General features: G+C 45.0%; 11 protein-coding genes, 1 rRNA gene and 1 pseudogene. 9 read left to right on the top strand and 4 right to left on the bottom strand.

The features are described 5' to 3' along the window. Positions 1–20: 20 nt before the first annotated feature. From atpG to KFE26_RS17015, 3 genes are read left to right on the top strand one after another with little or no spacing between them, the layout of a single operon-like run. Complete coding sequence (gene atpG, locus KFE26_RS17025; protein ID WP_006084762.1) at positions 21–881, top strand: F0F1 ATP synthase subunit gamma; 861 nt, start codon at positions 21–23, stop codon at positions 879–881. A gap of 35 nt (positions 882–916) precedes the next feature. Next, a complete protein-coding gene (gene atpD, locus KFE26_RS17020) occupies positions 917–2,308 on the top strand; it encodes a F0F1 ATP synthase subunit beta (RefSeq protein WP_105250791.1) in 1,392 nt (463 codons plus the stop codon). 36 nt (positions 2,309–2,344) lie between these two features. Then, on the top strand, positions 2,345–2,773 hold the full coding sequence (locus KFE26_RS17015) for a F0F1 ATP synthase subunit epsilon (RefSeq protein ID WP_105250790.1): 429 nt from the start codon (positions 2,345–2,347) through the stop codon (positions 2,771–2,773). Positions 2,774–2,821: 48 nt separating this feature from the next. On the opposite strand, the gene KFE26_RS24055 is transcribed toward KFE26_RS17015, so the two are convergent. After that, positions 2,822–3,031 (bottom strand): hypothetical protein, encoded by a 210-nt coding sequence (locus KFE26_RS24055; RefSeq protein ID WP_311981260.1) that lies wholly within the window; start codon positions 3,029–3,031, stop codon positions 2,822–2,824. A gap of 203 nt (positions 3,032–3,234) precedes the next feature. Between KFE26_RS24055 and glmU the strand changes: the two genes are divergently transcribed. The 4 genes and pseudogenes from glmU to glmS all read left to right on the top strand — a co-directional run bounded on the left by glmU (position 3,235) and on the right by glmS (position 9,838). Beyond that, a complete protein-coding gene (gene glmU / locus KFE26_RS17010) occupies positions 3,235–4,599 on the top strand; it encodes a bifunctional UDP-N-acetylglucosamine diphosphorylase/glucosamine-1-phosphate N-acetyltransferase GlmU (protein WP_212601124.1) in 1,365 nt (454 codons plus the stop codon). Positions 4,600–4,875: 276 nt separating this feature from the next. Beyond that, positions 4,876–6,992, top strand: a pseudogene (locus KFE26_RS17005) (TonB-dependent receptor). Between the two features lie 201 nt (positions 6,993–7,193). Continuing rightward, a complete protein-coding gene (locus tag KFE26_RS17000; protein WP_131524526.1) occupies positions 7,194–7,964 on the top strand; it encodes a DeoR/GlpR family DNA-binding transcription regulator in 771 nt (256 codons plus the stop codon). A gap of 44 nt (positions 7,965–8,008) precedes the next feature. After that, on the top strand, positions 8,009–9,838 hold the full coding sequence (gene glmS, locus KFE26_RS16995; RefSeq protein WP_212601123.1) for a glutamine--fructose-6-phosphate transaminase (isomerizing): 1,830 nt from the start codon (positions 8,009–8,011) through the stop codon (positions 9,836–9,838). A 108-nt stretch (positions 9,839–9,946) separates the two neighbouring features. On the opposite strand, the gene KFE26_RS16990 is transcribed toward glmS, so the two are convergent. The 3 genes from KFE26_RS16990 to KFE26_RS16980 form a co-directional block, all read right to left on the bottom strand. After that, positions 9,947–10,150: a DUF2061 domain-containing protein gene (locus tag KFE26_RS16990; RefSeq protein WP_105250772.1), complete on the bottom strand. Its 204-nt coding sequence runs from the start codon at positions 10,148–10,150 to the stop codon at positions 9,947–9,949. 183 nt (positions 10,151–10,333) lie between these two features. Beyond that, the gene (locus KFE26_RS16985) at positions 10,334–11,239 is read right to left on the bottom strand and encodes a 1,4-dihydroxy-2-naphthoyl-CoA synthase (protein ID WP_113941423.1); all 906 of its coding nucleotides are present in this window, start codon (positions 11,237–11,239) and stop codon (positions 10,334–10,336) included. A gap of 124 nt (positions 11,240–11,363) precedes the next feature. Beyond that, a complete protein-coding gene (locus KFE26_RS16980; RefSeq protein ID WP_105250770.1) occupies positions 11,364–11,714 on the bottom strand; it encodes a hypothetical protein in 351 nt (116 codons plus the stop codon). Positions 11,715–11,805: 91 nt separating this feature from the next. Between KFE26_RS16980 and ccoG the strand changes: the two genes are divergently transcribed. Both ccoG and KFE26_RS16970 read left to right on the top strand, forming a co-directional pair. After that, complete coding sequence (gene ccoG, locus KFE26_RS16975; RefSeq protein WP_212601122.1) at positions 11,806–13,233, top strand: cytochrome c oxidase accessory protein CcoG; 1,428 nt, start codon at positions 11,806–11,808, stop codon at positions 13,231–13,233. A gap of 602 nt (positions 13,234–13,835) precedes the next feature. Further along, positions 13,836–14,290 (top strand): 16S ribosomal RNA (locus tag KFE26_RS16970); the annotation flags it as partial.

Below are 14,290 nucleotides of genomic sequence, written 5' to 3'. Positions count from 1 at the left end.
GTCCAGATTGGAGAGTAGAGATGGCCGGCGCTAAAGAGATTAAAACCAAGATCGCGAGTGTGAAAAACACTCAGAAGATCACGTCCGCCATGGAAATGGTGGCAGCCAGCAAAATGCGCAGAGCGCAGGAACGCATGGCTGCGAGCCGTCCATATGCGGAAAGCATGCGTAAGGTGATCGGTCACGTCGCGCAAGGTTCTCTCGAGTATAAACACCCCTATTTGGAGGTGAGAGAGGCTAAGCGGGTTGGTTACATTGTTGTAGCAACCGACCGTGGCCTTTGTGGTGGTCTGAACGTTAACCTTTTCAAAAAGGTTATTGCAGACGTGAAAAGCTGGAAAGCCCAAGGTGCAGAATTTGAATTTTGCCCTATCGGTGCACGTAGTGTGCAGTTTTTCAAAAACTTCGGTGGACAAGTGTCTGCTCACGCTTCAGGTTTAGGCGATGCTCCAAAGCTCGCTGACTTGATCGGGACAGTCGGTGTCATGCTAGAAGCTTACAACGAAGGCAAGCTGGATCGTCTGTACGTGGTATTTAACAAATTTGTGAATACTATGACGCAGACTCCTGTGATCGAGCAGCTGCTACCTTTGCCTAAATCAGAAGATGATGAAACTGCTCATCGTTGGGATTATATCTACGAGCCAGATCCAAAAGCACTTTTGGATACTTTATTGGTCCGTTATGTAGAATCTCAGGTTTACCAAGGTGTTGTTGAAAACATTGCCTCTGAACAAGCTGCCCGTATGGTAGCAATGAAGTCGGCAACAGACAACGCGGGTGAGCTTATCAACGACTTGCAACTGGTCTATAACAAGGCCCGTCAGGCTGCGATTACGCAGGAACTGTCGGAAATTGTTTCTGGTGCCTCTGCGGTTTAGGTTAGGTAACGAATACAAGTTTTAGAGGATTAATCATGAGCACAGGTACTGTTGTCCAAGTGATTGGCGCGGTTGTGGACGTAGAGTTCCCACAAGATGCCGTACCTCAAGTATATGACGCTCTGAAAATCGTAGGTGAAGGCCCGTGTAATGGTTTGGTGCTGGAAGTTCAGCAACAGCTAGGTGGTGGTGTAGTTCGTACCATCGCTATGGGTTCTTCTGACGGTCTGCGTCGTGGTCTTGAAGTAGTAAACTCAGGTTCACCTATTACTGTTCCAGTTGGTACCGCCACTCTTGGCCGTATCATGAACGTATTAGGCGAGCCTATTGATGAAGCGGGTCCAATCGGTGAAGAAGAGCGTTATGTCATTCACCGTACAGCTCCTTCATACGAAGATCAATCAAGCTCTACTGAACTGTTAGAGACTGGCATCAAGGTTATCGACCTTGTTTGTCCATTCGCTAAGGGCGGTAAAGTCGGTTTGTTCGGTGGTGCGGGTGTTGGTAAGACAGTTAACATGATGGAACTGATTAACAACATCGCTAAAGCCCACTCGGGTCTTTCTGTATTCGCCGGTGTAGGTGAACGTACTCGTGAAGGTAACGACTTCTACTACGAGATGAAAGATTCTGGCGTTCTCGACAAAGTGGCCATGGTTTATGGTCAGATGAACGAGCCTCCAGGTAACCGTTTGCGTGTTGCACTGTCTGGTCTGACTATGGCAGAGAAGTTCCGTGACGAAGGTCGTGACGTACTGTTGTTCGTTGACAACATCTATCGTTATACCTTAGCCGGTACTGAAGTATCTGCACTGTTAGGTCGTATGCCTTCTGCGGTAGGTTATCAACCAACATTGGCTGAAGAGATGGGTGTTCTGCAAGAGCGTATCACTTCAACTAAGACGGGTTCTATTACTTCTGTACAAGCGGTATACGTACCTGCGGATGACTTGACCGATCCGTCACCAGCAACAACCTTCGCTCACTTAGATGCGACTGTTGTACTGTCACGTCAAATTGCTTCTCTGGGTATTTACCCAGCGGTTGACCCATTGGATTCGACTTCACGTCAATTAGATCCATTGGTTGTTGGCCAAGAGCATTATGACGTTGCTAACGGCGTGCAAACTGTACTGCAACGTTACAAAGAGCTGAAAGACATTATTGCGATTCTGGGTATGGATGAATTGTCTGATGAAGACAAGACTGTCGTATTCCGTGCTCGTAAGATTGAGCGTTTCTTATCTCAGCCTTTCTTCGTAGCAGAAGTCTTTACTGGATCTCCTGGTAAGTACGTTTCTCTGAAAGACACTATCCGTGGCTTTAAGGGTATTTTGAACGGTGAGTTTGATCACCTGCCAGAACAAGCGTTCTACATGGTTGGCTCAATCGATGAAGTCATCGAGAAAGCGAACAAAAAGAAATAACTAAGTATTCATACTTAGTTTTTTAAGGAGAACGGGATGGCAGCCATGACAGTACATCTTGATATTGTAAGCGCAGAGAGCAAAATCTTCTCTGGTCGTGTAGCTTCGCTGCAAGTGACTGGTTCTGAAGGTGAGTTGGGCATAATGCATGGCCACGCTCCTTTGCTTAGTTATATAAAACCTGGCATGGCGCGCATCGTCAAGCAAGACGGCAGTGAAGAAGTGTTTTACCTTTCAGGTGGTATTCTGGAAGTGCAGCCTTCTTCTGTCTCCGTATTGGCTGATGTGGTTATGCGTGCCAAAGATATTGATGAGCAAGCGGCATTAGAAGCTAAGCGTCGTGCAGAAGCCCATATGGCAACTGCTGGCGCTGACTTCAATTATGACGCGGCTATGGTTGAGTTAGCTAAGGCTATGGCTCAATTACGTGTTGTTGAAACCATCAAGAAAAACATTGCCAGATAAGGTTATTGTTTGTGAAAAAAGGCGACCCTATGGTCGCCTTTTTTGTGTCTAAAAATGGGATAGATTGGCATTCTTGCATGTCTTTGATTGACTAGCATTGCTATCTACTTCGCTTTTCGATGTGCTTTCCGTTAAAATTGCGCCACTAATACCAATCGTATTAAATATCTGTTCATTCAGCGGGAGTTCAACGCGCTTTAGACAAGGCGAAGGCTTGAAGGCATAGTGGTGCTCTGTCGAAAGCCTTGAACGCAGTATGAAGCGCGTTGAAACCCGCCCTTTGGGAGCCTCACAGGCATCCCACTCACGTGTTGCATTGACTTAAAAGGGAATAACCATTTCTGCGTCAATGCGCCTTGGATTGAGATGCCTGTGAGGCTCTGAACTGATTAGATATTTAATGTGATTGGTATACGACCGTAATTTTTCACCCTCTTGGGTATTTGTTCAAGGATATGGTAATGGCATTAAATGTAGTGATCTTAGCGGCTGGCAAGGGAACACGGATGCGCTCTGATCTTCCTAAGGTATTACATCCCATCGCCCATAAGAGCATGGTGCAACATGTCATCGATACCGCTAATAAAGTTGGCAGTGACTCTATTCAGTTAGTCTATGGTTATGGTGCCGACAAGCTACAAGCCTGTTTGGGTGAGCAACAACTTAACTGGGTATTGCAAGCCGAGCAATTAGGCACAGGTCATGCGGTTGCACAGGCTAGCCCACATATCGCCGACAGCGATACAGTACTTATTCTTTATGGCGATGTGCCGTTGATCCAGACATCAACTCTCGAAGCCTTACTCGACGCCCGTCCTGAAAATGGCGTTGCTATTTTAACAGTGAATTTAGCGAATCCTATGGGTTATGGCCGTATTGTCCGTGAGCAAGGAAAAGTCATTGGAATTATTGAGCAAAAAGATGCGACTGCAGAACAGTTGCTGATCAACGAAATTAACACCGGCATCATGGCGGTTCCGGGTAAACAACTTAAAACTTGGTTGAGCCGTTTATCGAACAATAATGCTCAAGGTGAATATTATCTAACGGATATTATTGCTATGGCGCACGCTGATGGCGTTGCTATTGATACTGCTCAGCCACAATCGGCCATTGAAGTGGAAGGCGCCAATAATCGCATGCAATTAGCGCTACTTGAACGTGCTTACCAAGCTCGTGAAGCCGAAAAGCTCATGTTGGCGGGGGCGAACCTTCGCGACCCAAGCCGTATCGATATCCGTGGTGAAGTCACTGTTGGTATGGATGTGATGATCGATATTAATGTGATATTCGAAGGCAAAGTGACCTTGGGTAATAATGTCACTATTGGCGCAGGCGCGATTTTAATTGATTGCGAGATTGCCGATGATGCTGAGATCAAGCCTTACTCTATTATAGAAGGTGCTACGCTTGGCGTTGCTGCCAGTGCCGGCCCATTTGCCCGTTTACGTCCCGGCGCAGAGCTTAAGCAAGATGCACATATAGGCAACTTTGTTGAAGTGAAAAAAGCGGTGATTGGCGTGGGATCAAAAGCAGGGCACTTAGCCTATTTAGGCGATGCCATCATTGGTGATGGCGTCAACATTGGTGCTGGTACTATTACCTGCAACTATGATGGCGCGAATAAGCATCTTACTGTTATCGAAGATAACGTCTTTGTCGGCTCTGACACTCAGTTGGTGGCTCCAGTGACCATAGGTAAAGGGGCAACTTTAGGGGCCGGTTCAACGATTACCCGTGATGTAGGTGAGAATGAGTTAGTGATCACTCGTGTTAAACAAAAACACCTCACTGGTTGGCAACGTCCAGTGAAAATTAAAAAGTAAGTTTTAAAACTCAACTTAATGTCAAAAAAGCGGCCATGTGCCGCTTTTATCTTTATTGTGTTCAATGTGTTGCACTAAAAAGCCTTTTTATTAAGTAATGCTTAATAATTAAGATTTTCTTCATGTTTTTGTGGTATGGGCAAATTGTTGGTTTTTAAGTTAATTTGATCACTGTCACACTCAATTGTAAATTTTGGTAAAGAAGAAAGAATAAAAACACTTCTCATTTATATTGCCTGCAATTCTAAGACGAAAGGTCTATTTGAGGTGTTGGCAATGGTATTTAAATATTCAGTTATAGGTTTAGCTGTAGGCTCGGCATTAATGGCTATGCCGGTTATTGCAGAAGTGGCGAGCGATAAAAATATTGAGCGCATCAATGTGACTGGCCGTACTTTTAACGACTATAAAGTCGGTAGTGCATCGGGTGCCATGCGTGGCGATATCGACTTAATGGATACCCCACAGTCAGTTAATGTGATCCCTGATTTTGTGACTGATGAACAGTTGGCCACTAACCTTGCCGAGGTTTTAGTTAACGACTCCAGTGTGACGGCGGGAACCACGCGCTGGAACCGTCAAGTCTTCAGTATCCGCGGCTTCGAGCTCGATTCGGGTAACGGTTATCTTATCAATGGCCATCAACAATGGTCTCACTACGTACAACCAATTGAAACTTTACAGCAAGTCGAAGTATTGAAAGGTCCTTCGAGCATGTTGTACGGCCAATCTGGCCCTGGTGGTTTAGTGAATATGGTCACTAAGAAACCGACCTATGATTCAATGCTCGATTTAGGTTTTGATACGGATGGTTTTGGTTCGACCCGTGCTCAGCTAGATGCGGGCGGCAGTTTAAATGATGCTCAGAGTCTTCGTTACCGCGGCGTGTTAGTGAAGCAAGACACAAAATACTGGCGTGAGTATTCCGCTAACGATGAGAATCAAGAGCGTGACCGTTGGTTGGGCTACTTAAACCTAGAATTTGATGTCAGTGATGATGTTCTGTTATCGGTTAAGTACGATCATACCCAAGATAAAGCAGGCATTGATGCGGGTGGTTAGATAAACAAGGTAATGTTATCGGCGAACGTAAAACAGTTTGGGATGCACCTTGGGCCTTTACCGATAACACAGTCTCTAACTTAGGTGCCGATCTAACTTGGCAGATGAGTGATGATTGGAAAGTCAAAGTTGGTTATAACGATCAGCAGTTTAATCGCCAACGTTTAGACTCTGCGCCAAGTTTGATTGAAGGCTCTGAAGATCCATTCAAAGATGGTTATAACATCAAACCATTCGACCGTTACGACGATTGGCAGCATAAAACGGCCTATGTCGATTTCACGGGTGAATTTTCTTTGGCAGGAATGGAGCATCAATTCCTTATTGGAGCTAACTATTTAGACTATTTCTATCAGCAGCAAATTCAAAAAGGCAAAAGTCAGCCCGTAATTCCTGGGCAACCAATTATTCAGCAAGATCTTGATTATCACCAAGGTAAGCTAAGCAACCCAAGCGAATACAAGTATTACGGTTTCTATTTACAGGATTTGATGACGCTTAATGAGCAATGGAAATTGCTTGCTGGTGTGCGTTACGACGAACAGAAGAAAGACGGAGAAGGTGAAAACAGCTATGCCGTGTCACCTAAGTTTGGGGTAATTTACTCGCCAATGGCTAATGGTAGCATTTACGTTAATTATTCAAAAAGCTTTACACCACAGGGTTCAGTAACCAGTTCTGAAGATGTCAATCATGGAGATAATCTGAAACCTGAGTACGGTACTCAATATGAACTAGGGACTAAATGGGAGTTATTTAATGACAGCCTACTGCTAACAGCAGCCCTTTTTGATATTACGGTTTCTAATGTCACCACAGTACAAGATATTCCTGTAACGAATGAAGGAGATAAAACGATCACTACCCAAGGTGGTGAGCAGCATCATCGAGGTTTTGAAGTTGGCGCCCAAGGCCAGTTAGGTGATAGCTGGTTTGTGACTTCTTCTATGATGTATTTAGATGCTGAATATAATACCGGTGCAGGCAAAATCGGTGGCAAGAACTTAGATGGTAAAACTCCTATTGATGCACCTGAATGGTCGGCCAATATCTGGACCCGTTATGAAGTAACTGACAACTTTGCGATGAACTTTGGTGCTATTTATGTGGGTGAACGTTTTGCTGATGCTGATAACACCATCACCAAAGATGGTTATGTGCGTTTTGATATAGGTGCTGCCTACACTATGGATATCATGGGTAAAGATGTCAGTATTCGTGCCAACGTCAGAAACCTCTTTGATACTGAATATTTAGATGGTGGCAGTGATAAGATGGTGACGATTGGCCAAGATCGTAACTTCAGTGTTGCTGTTGAAGCTAAGTTCTAAAATTCATAACGTTTTAAATCCATTAAAAGCAGTTCATCCCTAAAGGATAAACTGCTTTTTTATTGGTTAGTTTTTAAGTTCACAATTTTAAATTAATTAAAATGACTCGCGATCATGCGAAAGAGTGCTTCGTATGACTAGCAAAAAAGTTTCGTTTCACTATAATGCACCTTTCGAATCGAAACTTAACTGAAAGGTTTTATGAATAAACGAAACACACAGCAGCGTCGCCACAGCATAATCACCATATTGAACGAACAGGGTGAAGTGAGCGTTGATGAATTGTCGTTACGTTTTGAAACCTCAGAAGTGACGATTCGTAAGGATCTCGCCGCGCTTGAGAAAACGGGTTTATTATTGCGCCGTTACGGTGGCGCCGTGGCGATTCCAGACGAAGTCACTCAACAGTTCTCTGCCAAGATCGCGCCTAATAAACTTTCTATTGCGAAAACCGCCGCGCAGCTGATTAAAGATCACAATCGCATCATTATCGATAGTGGCACTACGACGTCAGGCTTGATTGAACAGCTGAACGATAAGCGTGGGCTGGTGGTCATGACGAATGCGCTACACCTTGCAAATGCCATCCATGAACTCGAAAACGAGCCCACCTTATTGATGACCGGTGGCACTTGGGACCCGCATTCTGAATCCTTTCAAGGCCAAGTCGCCGAGCAAGTGTTGCGTTCATATAATTTCGACCAACTGTTTATCGGTGCCGATGGTATCGATCTTGAACGCGGGACCACCACCTTTAACGAGTTAACAGGTCTAAGCAAAGTGATGGCCGAAGTTTCCCGCGAAGTGATCGTTATGGTCGATTCAGACAAAATCGGCAAGCGGATCCCTAACTTAGAGTTACCGTGGTCCAAGGTCAGTGTGTTGGTCACCGACTCACGTATCGACGAGAGTGCGCTCAAACAAATTTCAGATCAGGGCGTGCGAGTTATGTTAGCGCCCTACGCTCAATAGACAAAATAGCTTAACAACTTCATTTTAATTTATAGGTAAAGACTATGTGTGGAATCGTAGGCGCCGTGGCGCAAAGGGATGTGGCTGAAATTCTGGTAGAAGGCTTACGCCGTTTAGAATATCGCGGATATGACTCTGCAGGCGTTGCCGTTATTCACAATGGTGAACTCAACCGTACGCGCCGCGTTGGCAAAGTACAAGAGTTGTCGGCTGCGCTTGAAACTGACCCATTAGCGGGCGGAACTGGTATCGCGCACACTCGTTGGGCGACCCACGGTGAGCCGAGTGAGCGTAATGCTCATCCGCATTTATCGGAAGGTGATATTGCCGTGGTGCACAACGGTATTATCGAAAACCACAATAAACTGCGCGAAATGCTTAAAGGTTTAGGTTACAACTTTAGTTCAGATACCGATACCGAAGTGATTTGTCATTTAGTGCACCATGAGCTGAAAACCCATAGCACTCTGCTTGGTGCCGTACAAGCCACGGTTAAACAACTCGAAGGCGCCTATGGCACAGTCGTTATCGACCGTCGTGATAGTGAACGTATGGTTATTGCTCGCTCTGGTAGTCCATTGGTGATTGGTTTTGGTCTAGGTGAAAACTTTGTCGCTTCAGATCAACTTGCCTTATTACCCGTCACTCGCTCATTTGCTTTCCTCGAAGAAGGTGATGTGGCCGAAGTGACACGTCGCAGCGTGAGTATTTTCGACTTAAACGGTAATGCCGTTGAGCGTGAAGTCAAAGAATCTGAAATTACCCACGATGCCGGTGACAAAGGCGAATATCGCCACTATATGCTTAAAGAAATTTACGAGCAGCCATTGGCACTGACGCGCACAATTGAAGGTCGTATTGCTAATAAGCAAGTGCTAGACACGGCTTTTGGTGACAACGCTGCTGAGTTTTTAAAAGATATCAAACATGTGCAAATCATCGCCTGTGGTACTAGTTACCATGCGGGCATGGCGGCACGTTACTGGTTAGAAGATTGGGCTGGCGTGTCTTGTAACGTCGAAATTGCCTCTGAATTCCGTTATCGCAAGTCGCACTTATTCCCAAATAGCCTGTTGGTGACGATTTCACAATCGGGTGAAACCGCCGATACCTTAGCGGCCATGCGCTTAGCGAAAGAAATGGGTTACAAAGCCACATTGACGATTTGTAATGCGCCAGGTTCATCGCTAGTTCGCGAATCTGACATGGCTTACATGATGAAAGCAGGCGCAGAGATTGGCGTGGCATCGACTAAAGCTTTCACAGTTCAGCTTGCTGGCTTATTAATGTTGACTGCGGTGATCGGTCGCCACAATGGTATGTCTGATCAAATGCAGGCTCAAATCACTCAAAGCCTACAATCTATGCCAGCAAAAGTGGAACAAGCTTTAGGTTTAGATGCTGCGATTGCAGAATTGGCTGAAGATTTTGCCGATAAACACCATGCATTATTCCTTGGCCGTGGCGATCAATATCCAATTGCGATGGAAGGCGCGTTAAAGCTGAAAGAGATTTCTTATATTCATGCTGAAGCCTATGCCTCTGGCGAATTAAAACACGGCCCACTGGCGCTTATCGATGCCGACATGCCAGTGATTGTCGTTGCGCCAAACAATGAATTGCTCGAAAAACTGAAATCGAATGTTGAAGAAGTGCGTGCCCGTGGCGGCTTAATGTATGTGTTTGCCGATGTGGATGCCGAGTTTGAGTCGGATGACACGATGAAAGTGATCCCTGTGCCACACTGTGACATCTTTATGGCGCCACTGATCTACACTATTCCTTTACAGCTATTGTCGTACCATGTTGCATTAATCAAAGGTACTGACGTGGATCAACCACGTAACTTGGCAAAGTCTGTAACAGTAGAATAAATAGAGATATTTAAATGAAAACCGCCTTTATTGGCGGTTTTTTCATTTAGATTCACGACAAAATGACAATTAACTTACAGCAATAGCAAATGCTGGTGGCTTAGCTTTCTATGCTGGAATGGCATCTAGTTCGTGCTGCTTTTTTGCCTCAATGCGTTTCCACACTTTGTCATGGAAGTAAAACACTACAGTGTTAATCGCGGGTTCTACTAAGGCTACTGCGCCACCGACGACCACACTGCCAGTTAATAAATAGGTTACGGTAAAAGCGACGCTAAAATGTAGTACAGCAAAAGTGAGTGTCTTAGTCATGATCTTGTCCTCTAAATAGGCTCCCAGCGGGAATATTTAGATGATAACAATTCTCATTAAAATTAAAAGCCGTGTTTTCAGATTAGTTTAAACGGTTTTATCTATTTATCCGTTGTAAAAAACATAAAGCCCTCACGATGGAGGGCTTTGAGCATTTAAACGTAAATTAATACGATTCTAAAATTAGTAGTGCCAAGGGAAGGCTGAAAAATCTTGATCGCGTTTTTCGAGGAAGGCATCGCGTCCTTCCTGTGCTTCGGCGCTCGCATAGGCTAAACGCGTCGCTTCACCGGCAAATAATTGCTGACCGACCATACCATCATCAGTCATGTTGAAACCGTATTTAAGCATACGCATAGCCGTAGGTGATTTAGAGTTAATCTCTTTCGCCCACATTAATGCTTCGGTTTCTAGCTCTGCATGGGGAACAGATTTATTAACCATACCCATGTCGAAGGCTTCATCAGCACTGTAGTTAAATCCGCAGAAGAAGATTTCGCGGGCACGTTTTTGACCTATCATTTTGGCGAGATAAGCACTGCCATAACCTGAGTCGAAGCTCGCAACATCGGGATCGGTTTGTTTAAATATTGCGTGTTCTTTCGAGGCTAAGGTTAAGTCGCACACTACGTGTAAACTATGGCCGCCACCCACCGCCCAGCCCGGCACAACGGCGATGACCACTTTAGGCATAAAGCGGATAAGGCGTTGTACTTCTAATATATGTAAGCGGCCCATTCTGGCTTGATCGGCCTTACCTTCTTCGGCGCCTTCATATTTATAGCCATCTTTGCCGCGAATACGTTGATCGCCACCCGAACAGAACGCCCAGCCACCATCTTTTGCCGAAGGACCGTTACCCGTAAGCAGTACGCAACCCACATCAGACCATTGGCGTGCATGGTCGAGTGCGATAAATAATTCATCAACGGTTTTAGGTCGGAAGGCGTTACGGCACTCTGGGCGATTAATGGCAATGCGTACTGTGCCGTGCGCTTTGGCTCTGTGGTAAGTAATATCGTCGAAATGAAATCCACTGACTTCATCCCATAGGGTGGGATCAAAAATGTCTGATACTTGTTGGGTCATGATTCATAGGCCTTTATGCTGTAATGCCTCAAAGGCTAGGCGGAATCATATATAAGGTCAATCACCTAAGTCTAAACCTTAGCGCTATATAGCAAAATCCCGTTTGCCTATGAGTCTGTAATGATTAAAGGTGATCACATAGATAAAGCTGATTATCTTTGCTAAACACTGGATGTTGAGGTGCCATAGTACCGCAATAGTTAGCCTTAAAGTCGGCAATAGACTCGGGTGTCATTGGAATTTGATTGAAGGCTTCGAGTTCTAATGTGGATAAACGTTCTATGATGTCGGTTCTTACCTTAGTCAGTTTATGGTCGATTTTAATAATTTTTGTTCCTGTCATAGAGTCAACTTTATTCTCTATTTCTTTGATCATCGCCTCAGTCTTTGCAATAGGAACATCTAATTTATCTGTTTCTGTGTATAAGTAATATAAAGCACCCGCGAGTAGCGCCAATATGATCCAACCTTTCATCTTTTAGTCCAACATAAGTGAATAACCATTAAGAATATGGGTATAATAAGCTAGTTTTCGTCCAATATTAAAGCAGTAAAAGGCTGTAACGATGAACTCAGAATCTAACAACAAGGACTATTCGAAAACCAATCGAATTAAGATTCACCAGCCAGATGCGAGTAAAGCCGATCGCTTTAATCCTCGTAATCGGATTTATGTCCGAGCCATAGACGGTTTGTGGAGTAGCGTACGTCGCCGCATGGGCTGGATCGCCATGTTATTTTTCCTGCTTTTACCTTGGATCCCTTGGGGCGACCGTCAAGCCGTATGGTTTAACTTGGGCGAACAAAAGTTTCACGTCTTCGGTTTAACGATTTGGCCGCAGGATCTCACCTTGCTTGCAGCGTTGTTTATGATCGCTGCCTTCGCTCTGTTTTTTGTGACCACCTATCTTGGCCGTGTTTGGTGTGGATACACTTGCCCCCAAACAGTATGGACCTTTATGTTCATCTGGTTCGAGGAAAAACTTGAAGGCGCACGCAATAAACGCATTAAGTTAGATCAAATGCCATGGAGCTTTGACAAACTCTGGCGTAAAACGGCAAAGCATACGGCCTGGCTATTGCTCTCACTGATGACGGCGATGACCTTTGTGTCCTATTTTGTGCCAAGTCGTGAAGTCTATGTCGACGTATTTACATTTAATGCTTCTGGCGGTATCTACTTCTGGGTCGTGTTTTTTACACTTGCCACATACGGCAATGCGGGTTGGATGCGTGAAATCATGTGTATCCACATGTGCCCTTATGCTCGTTTCCAAGCGGCTATGTTCGATAAGAATACTTTTATCGTGGGTTACGATACTAAACGTGGTGAGACCCGTGGTCCGCGCTCACGCAAAGATGACCCTAAAGAGCTAGGGCTTGGCGACTGTATCGACTGTGACTTGTGTGTGCAGGTATGTCCTACGGGAATCGACATTCGTAATGGTCTGCAATATGAGTGTATTAACTGCGGCGCTTGTATCGATGCCTGCGATCAAACCATGGATCGTATGGGATATGAAAAAGGGCTTATCAGTTATACCACCGAGAACAAGTTAGAAGGAATTAAGCAAAAAGTGCTGCGACCTAAACTTGTCGGTTATGGCGTGGTATTGATAGCGATGATATTAGTCTTTATATACTCCAGTGCGACCATAGCACCTGTGCGTATGGACATCATTCGTGACCGCAACCAACTCTATAGAGAGAACAATCAAGGTTTGATTGAAAACACCTTCACCTTGAAGATTCTTAATAAGACAGAGCAATCCCACGAATACACTATGAGTGTCGAAGGATTAGACAACTATAAATGGTACGGTCCAACTTCGGTCACTATTGCGGGTGGTGAAGTGCTAACTCTCCCTATTAGTGTCGGTATCGATCCGGTTGAGCTGTCTCGTTCAGTTACTAATATCGAGATAAAAGTGAAAACTCATATCGACGGTGAAGAAGTCGAAGTTGAGCAAGAATCTCGCTTCTTTAGTCCATAGATAACAGTATTTATGATGATCTAGCTGAGCGTGACTCATATAGATTGTCAGACTTAATCGAGATAAAGGGGCTTTTTAGCCCCTTTTTTATACGTATCGTTTGATAAGTAAACGTCTAAACCATTAATCGTTATTTTCCTACAAAAAGCCCTTGCGGACTTTCTCAATCTCCCTATAATGCGCATCCACTGACACGGTAGACAGCGAAAGTCAGCTGACGAGTTAGGTTGAATTGAGTCGCTTTTAAGCATTTAATTCAAGCGCAGCAAGAAGTTGAAAAATACTCCTTGACGCGAAACGGGAAATGCGTAGAATACGCAGCCCTAGCCAACTGGAAGCGTTCGGCGCTCAGTGTGGTACTCAAGTTCTCTTACGAATATTGAGTTGCTCTTTAACAAGATAAAACAAGAAATCTGTGTGGACACTCACAGGTGTTGAGTTAATCGAAACTGCTTAACCTTCGGGTTGGCAGTCAAAAATTTAAATCAATGTAACAATGAGTGTTCATAGTAATATGTACAGTTTGTTTCTGCTTTTAAGTGGGAACAAAAAATCAGAATTCATTGAGCCGCTGAAGTCGCAAGACGGAAGCAACAAAACTTTAATTGAAGAGTTTGATCATGGCTCAGATTGAACGCTGGCGGCAGGCCTAACACATGCAAGTCGAGCGGCAGCACAAGGGAGTTTACTTCTGAGGTGGCGAGCGGCGGACGGGTGAGTAATGCCTAGGGATCTGCCCAGTCGAGGGGGATAACAGTTGGAAACGACTGCTAATACCGCATACGCCCTACGGGGGAAAGGAGGGGACCTTCGGGCCTTCCGCGATTGGATGAACCTAGGTGGGATTAGCTAGTTGGTGAGGTAATGGCTCACCAAGGCGACGATCCCTAGCTGTTCTGAGAGGATGATCAGCCACACTGGGACTGAGACACGGCCCAGACTCCTACGGGAGGCAGCAGTGGGGAATATTGCACAATGGGGGAAACCCTGATGCAGCCATGCCGCGTGTGTGAAGAAGGCCTTCGGGTTGTAAAGCACTTTCAGTAGGGAGGAAAGG

This window comes from Shewanella sp. M16 (assembly GCF_018224605.1).
Lineage (GTDB): Bacteria > Pseudomonadota > Gammaproteobacteria > Enterobacterales > Shewanellaceae > Shewanella > Shewanella oncorhynchi.
This window is presented reverse-complemented; position numbering and strand designations above follow the sequence as displayed.

Bases quoted from the DNA above. Each gene is read 5' to 3' on its own strand.
- KFE26_RS16980 (WP_105250770.1), bottom strand. From the start codon at position 11,714: ATGAAAGGTTGGATCATATTGGCGCTACTCGCGGGTGCTTTATATTAC.
- glmU (WP_212601124.1), top strand. From the start codon at position 3,235: ATGGCATTAAATGTAGTGATCTTAGCGGCTGGCAAGGGAACACGGATG.
- KFE26_RS17000 (WP_131524526.1), top strand. From the start codon at position 7,194: ATGAATAAACGAAACACACAGCAGCGTCGCCACAGCATAATCACCATA.
- atpD (WP_105250791.1), top strand. From the start codon at position 917: ATGAGCACAGGTACTGTTGTCCAAGTGATTGGCGCGGTTGTGGACGTA.
- ccoG (WP_212601122.1), top strand. From the start codon at position 11,806: ATGAACTCAGAATCTAACAACAAGGACTATTCGAAAACCAATCGAATT.
- KFE26_RS16990 (WP_105250772.1), bottom strand. From the start codon at position 10,150: ATGACTAAGACACTCACTTTTGCTGTACTACATTTTAGCGTCGCTTTT.
- glmS (WP_212601123.1), top strand. From the start codon at position 8,009: ATGTGTGGAATCGTAGGCGCCGTGGCGCAAAGGGATGTGGCTGAAATT.
- KFE26_RS17015 (WP_105250790.1), top strand. From the start codon at position 2,345: ATGGCAGCCATGACAGTACATCTTGATATTGTAAGCGCAGAGAGCAAA.
- KFE26_RS16985 (WP_113941423.1), bottom strand. From the start codon at position 11,239: ATGACCCAACAAGTATCAGACATTTTTGATCCCACCCTATGGGATGAA.
- atpG (WP_006084762.1), top strand. From the start codon at position 21: ATGGCCGGCGCTAAAGAGATTAAAACCAAGATCGCGAGTGTGAAAAAC.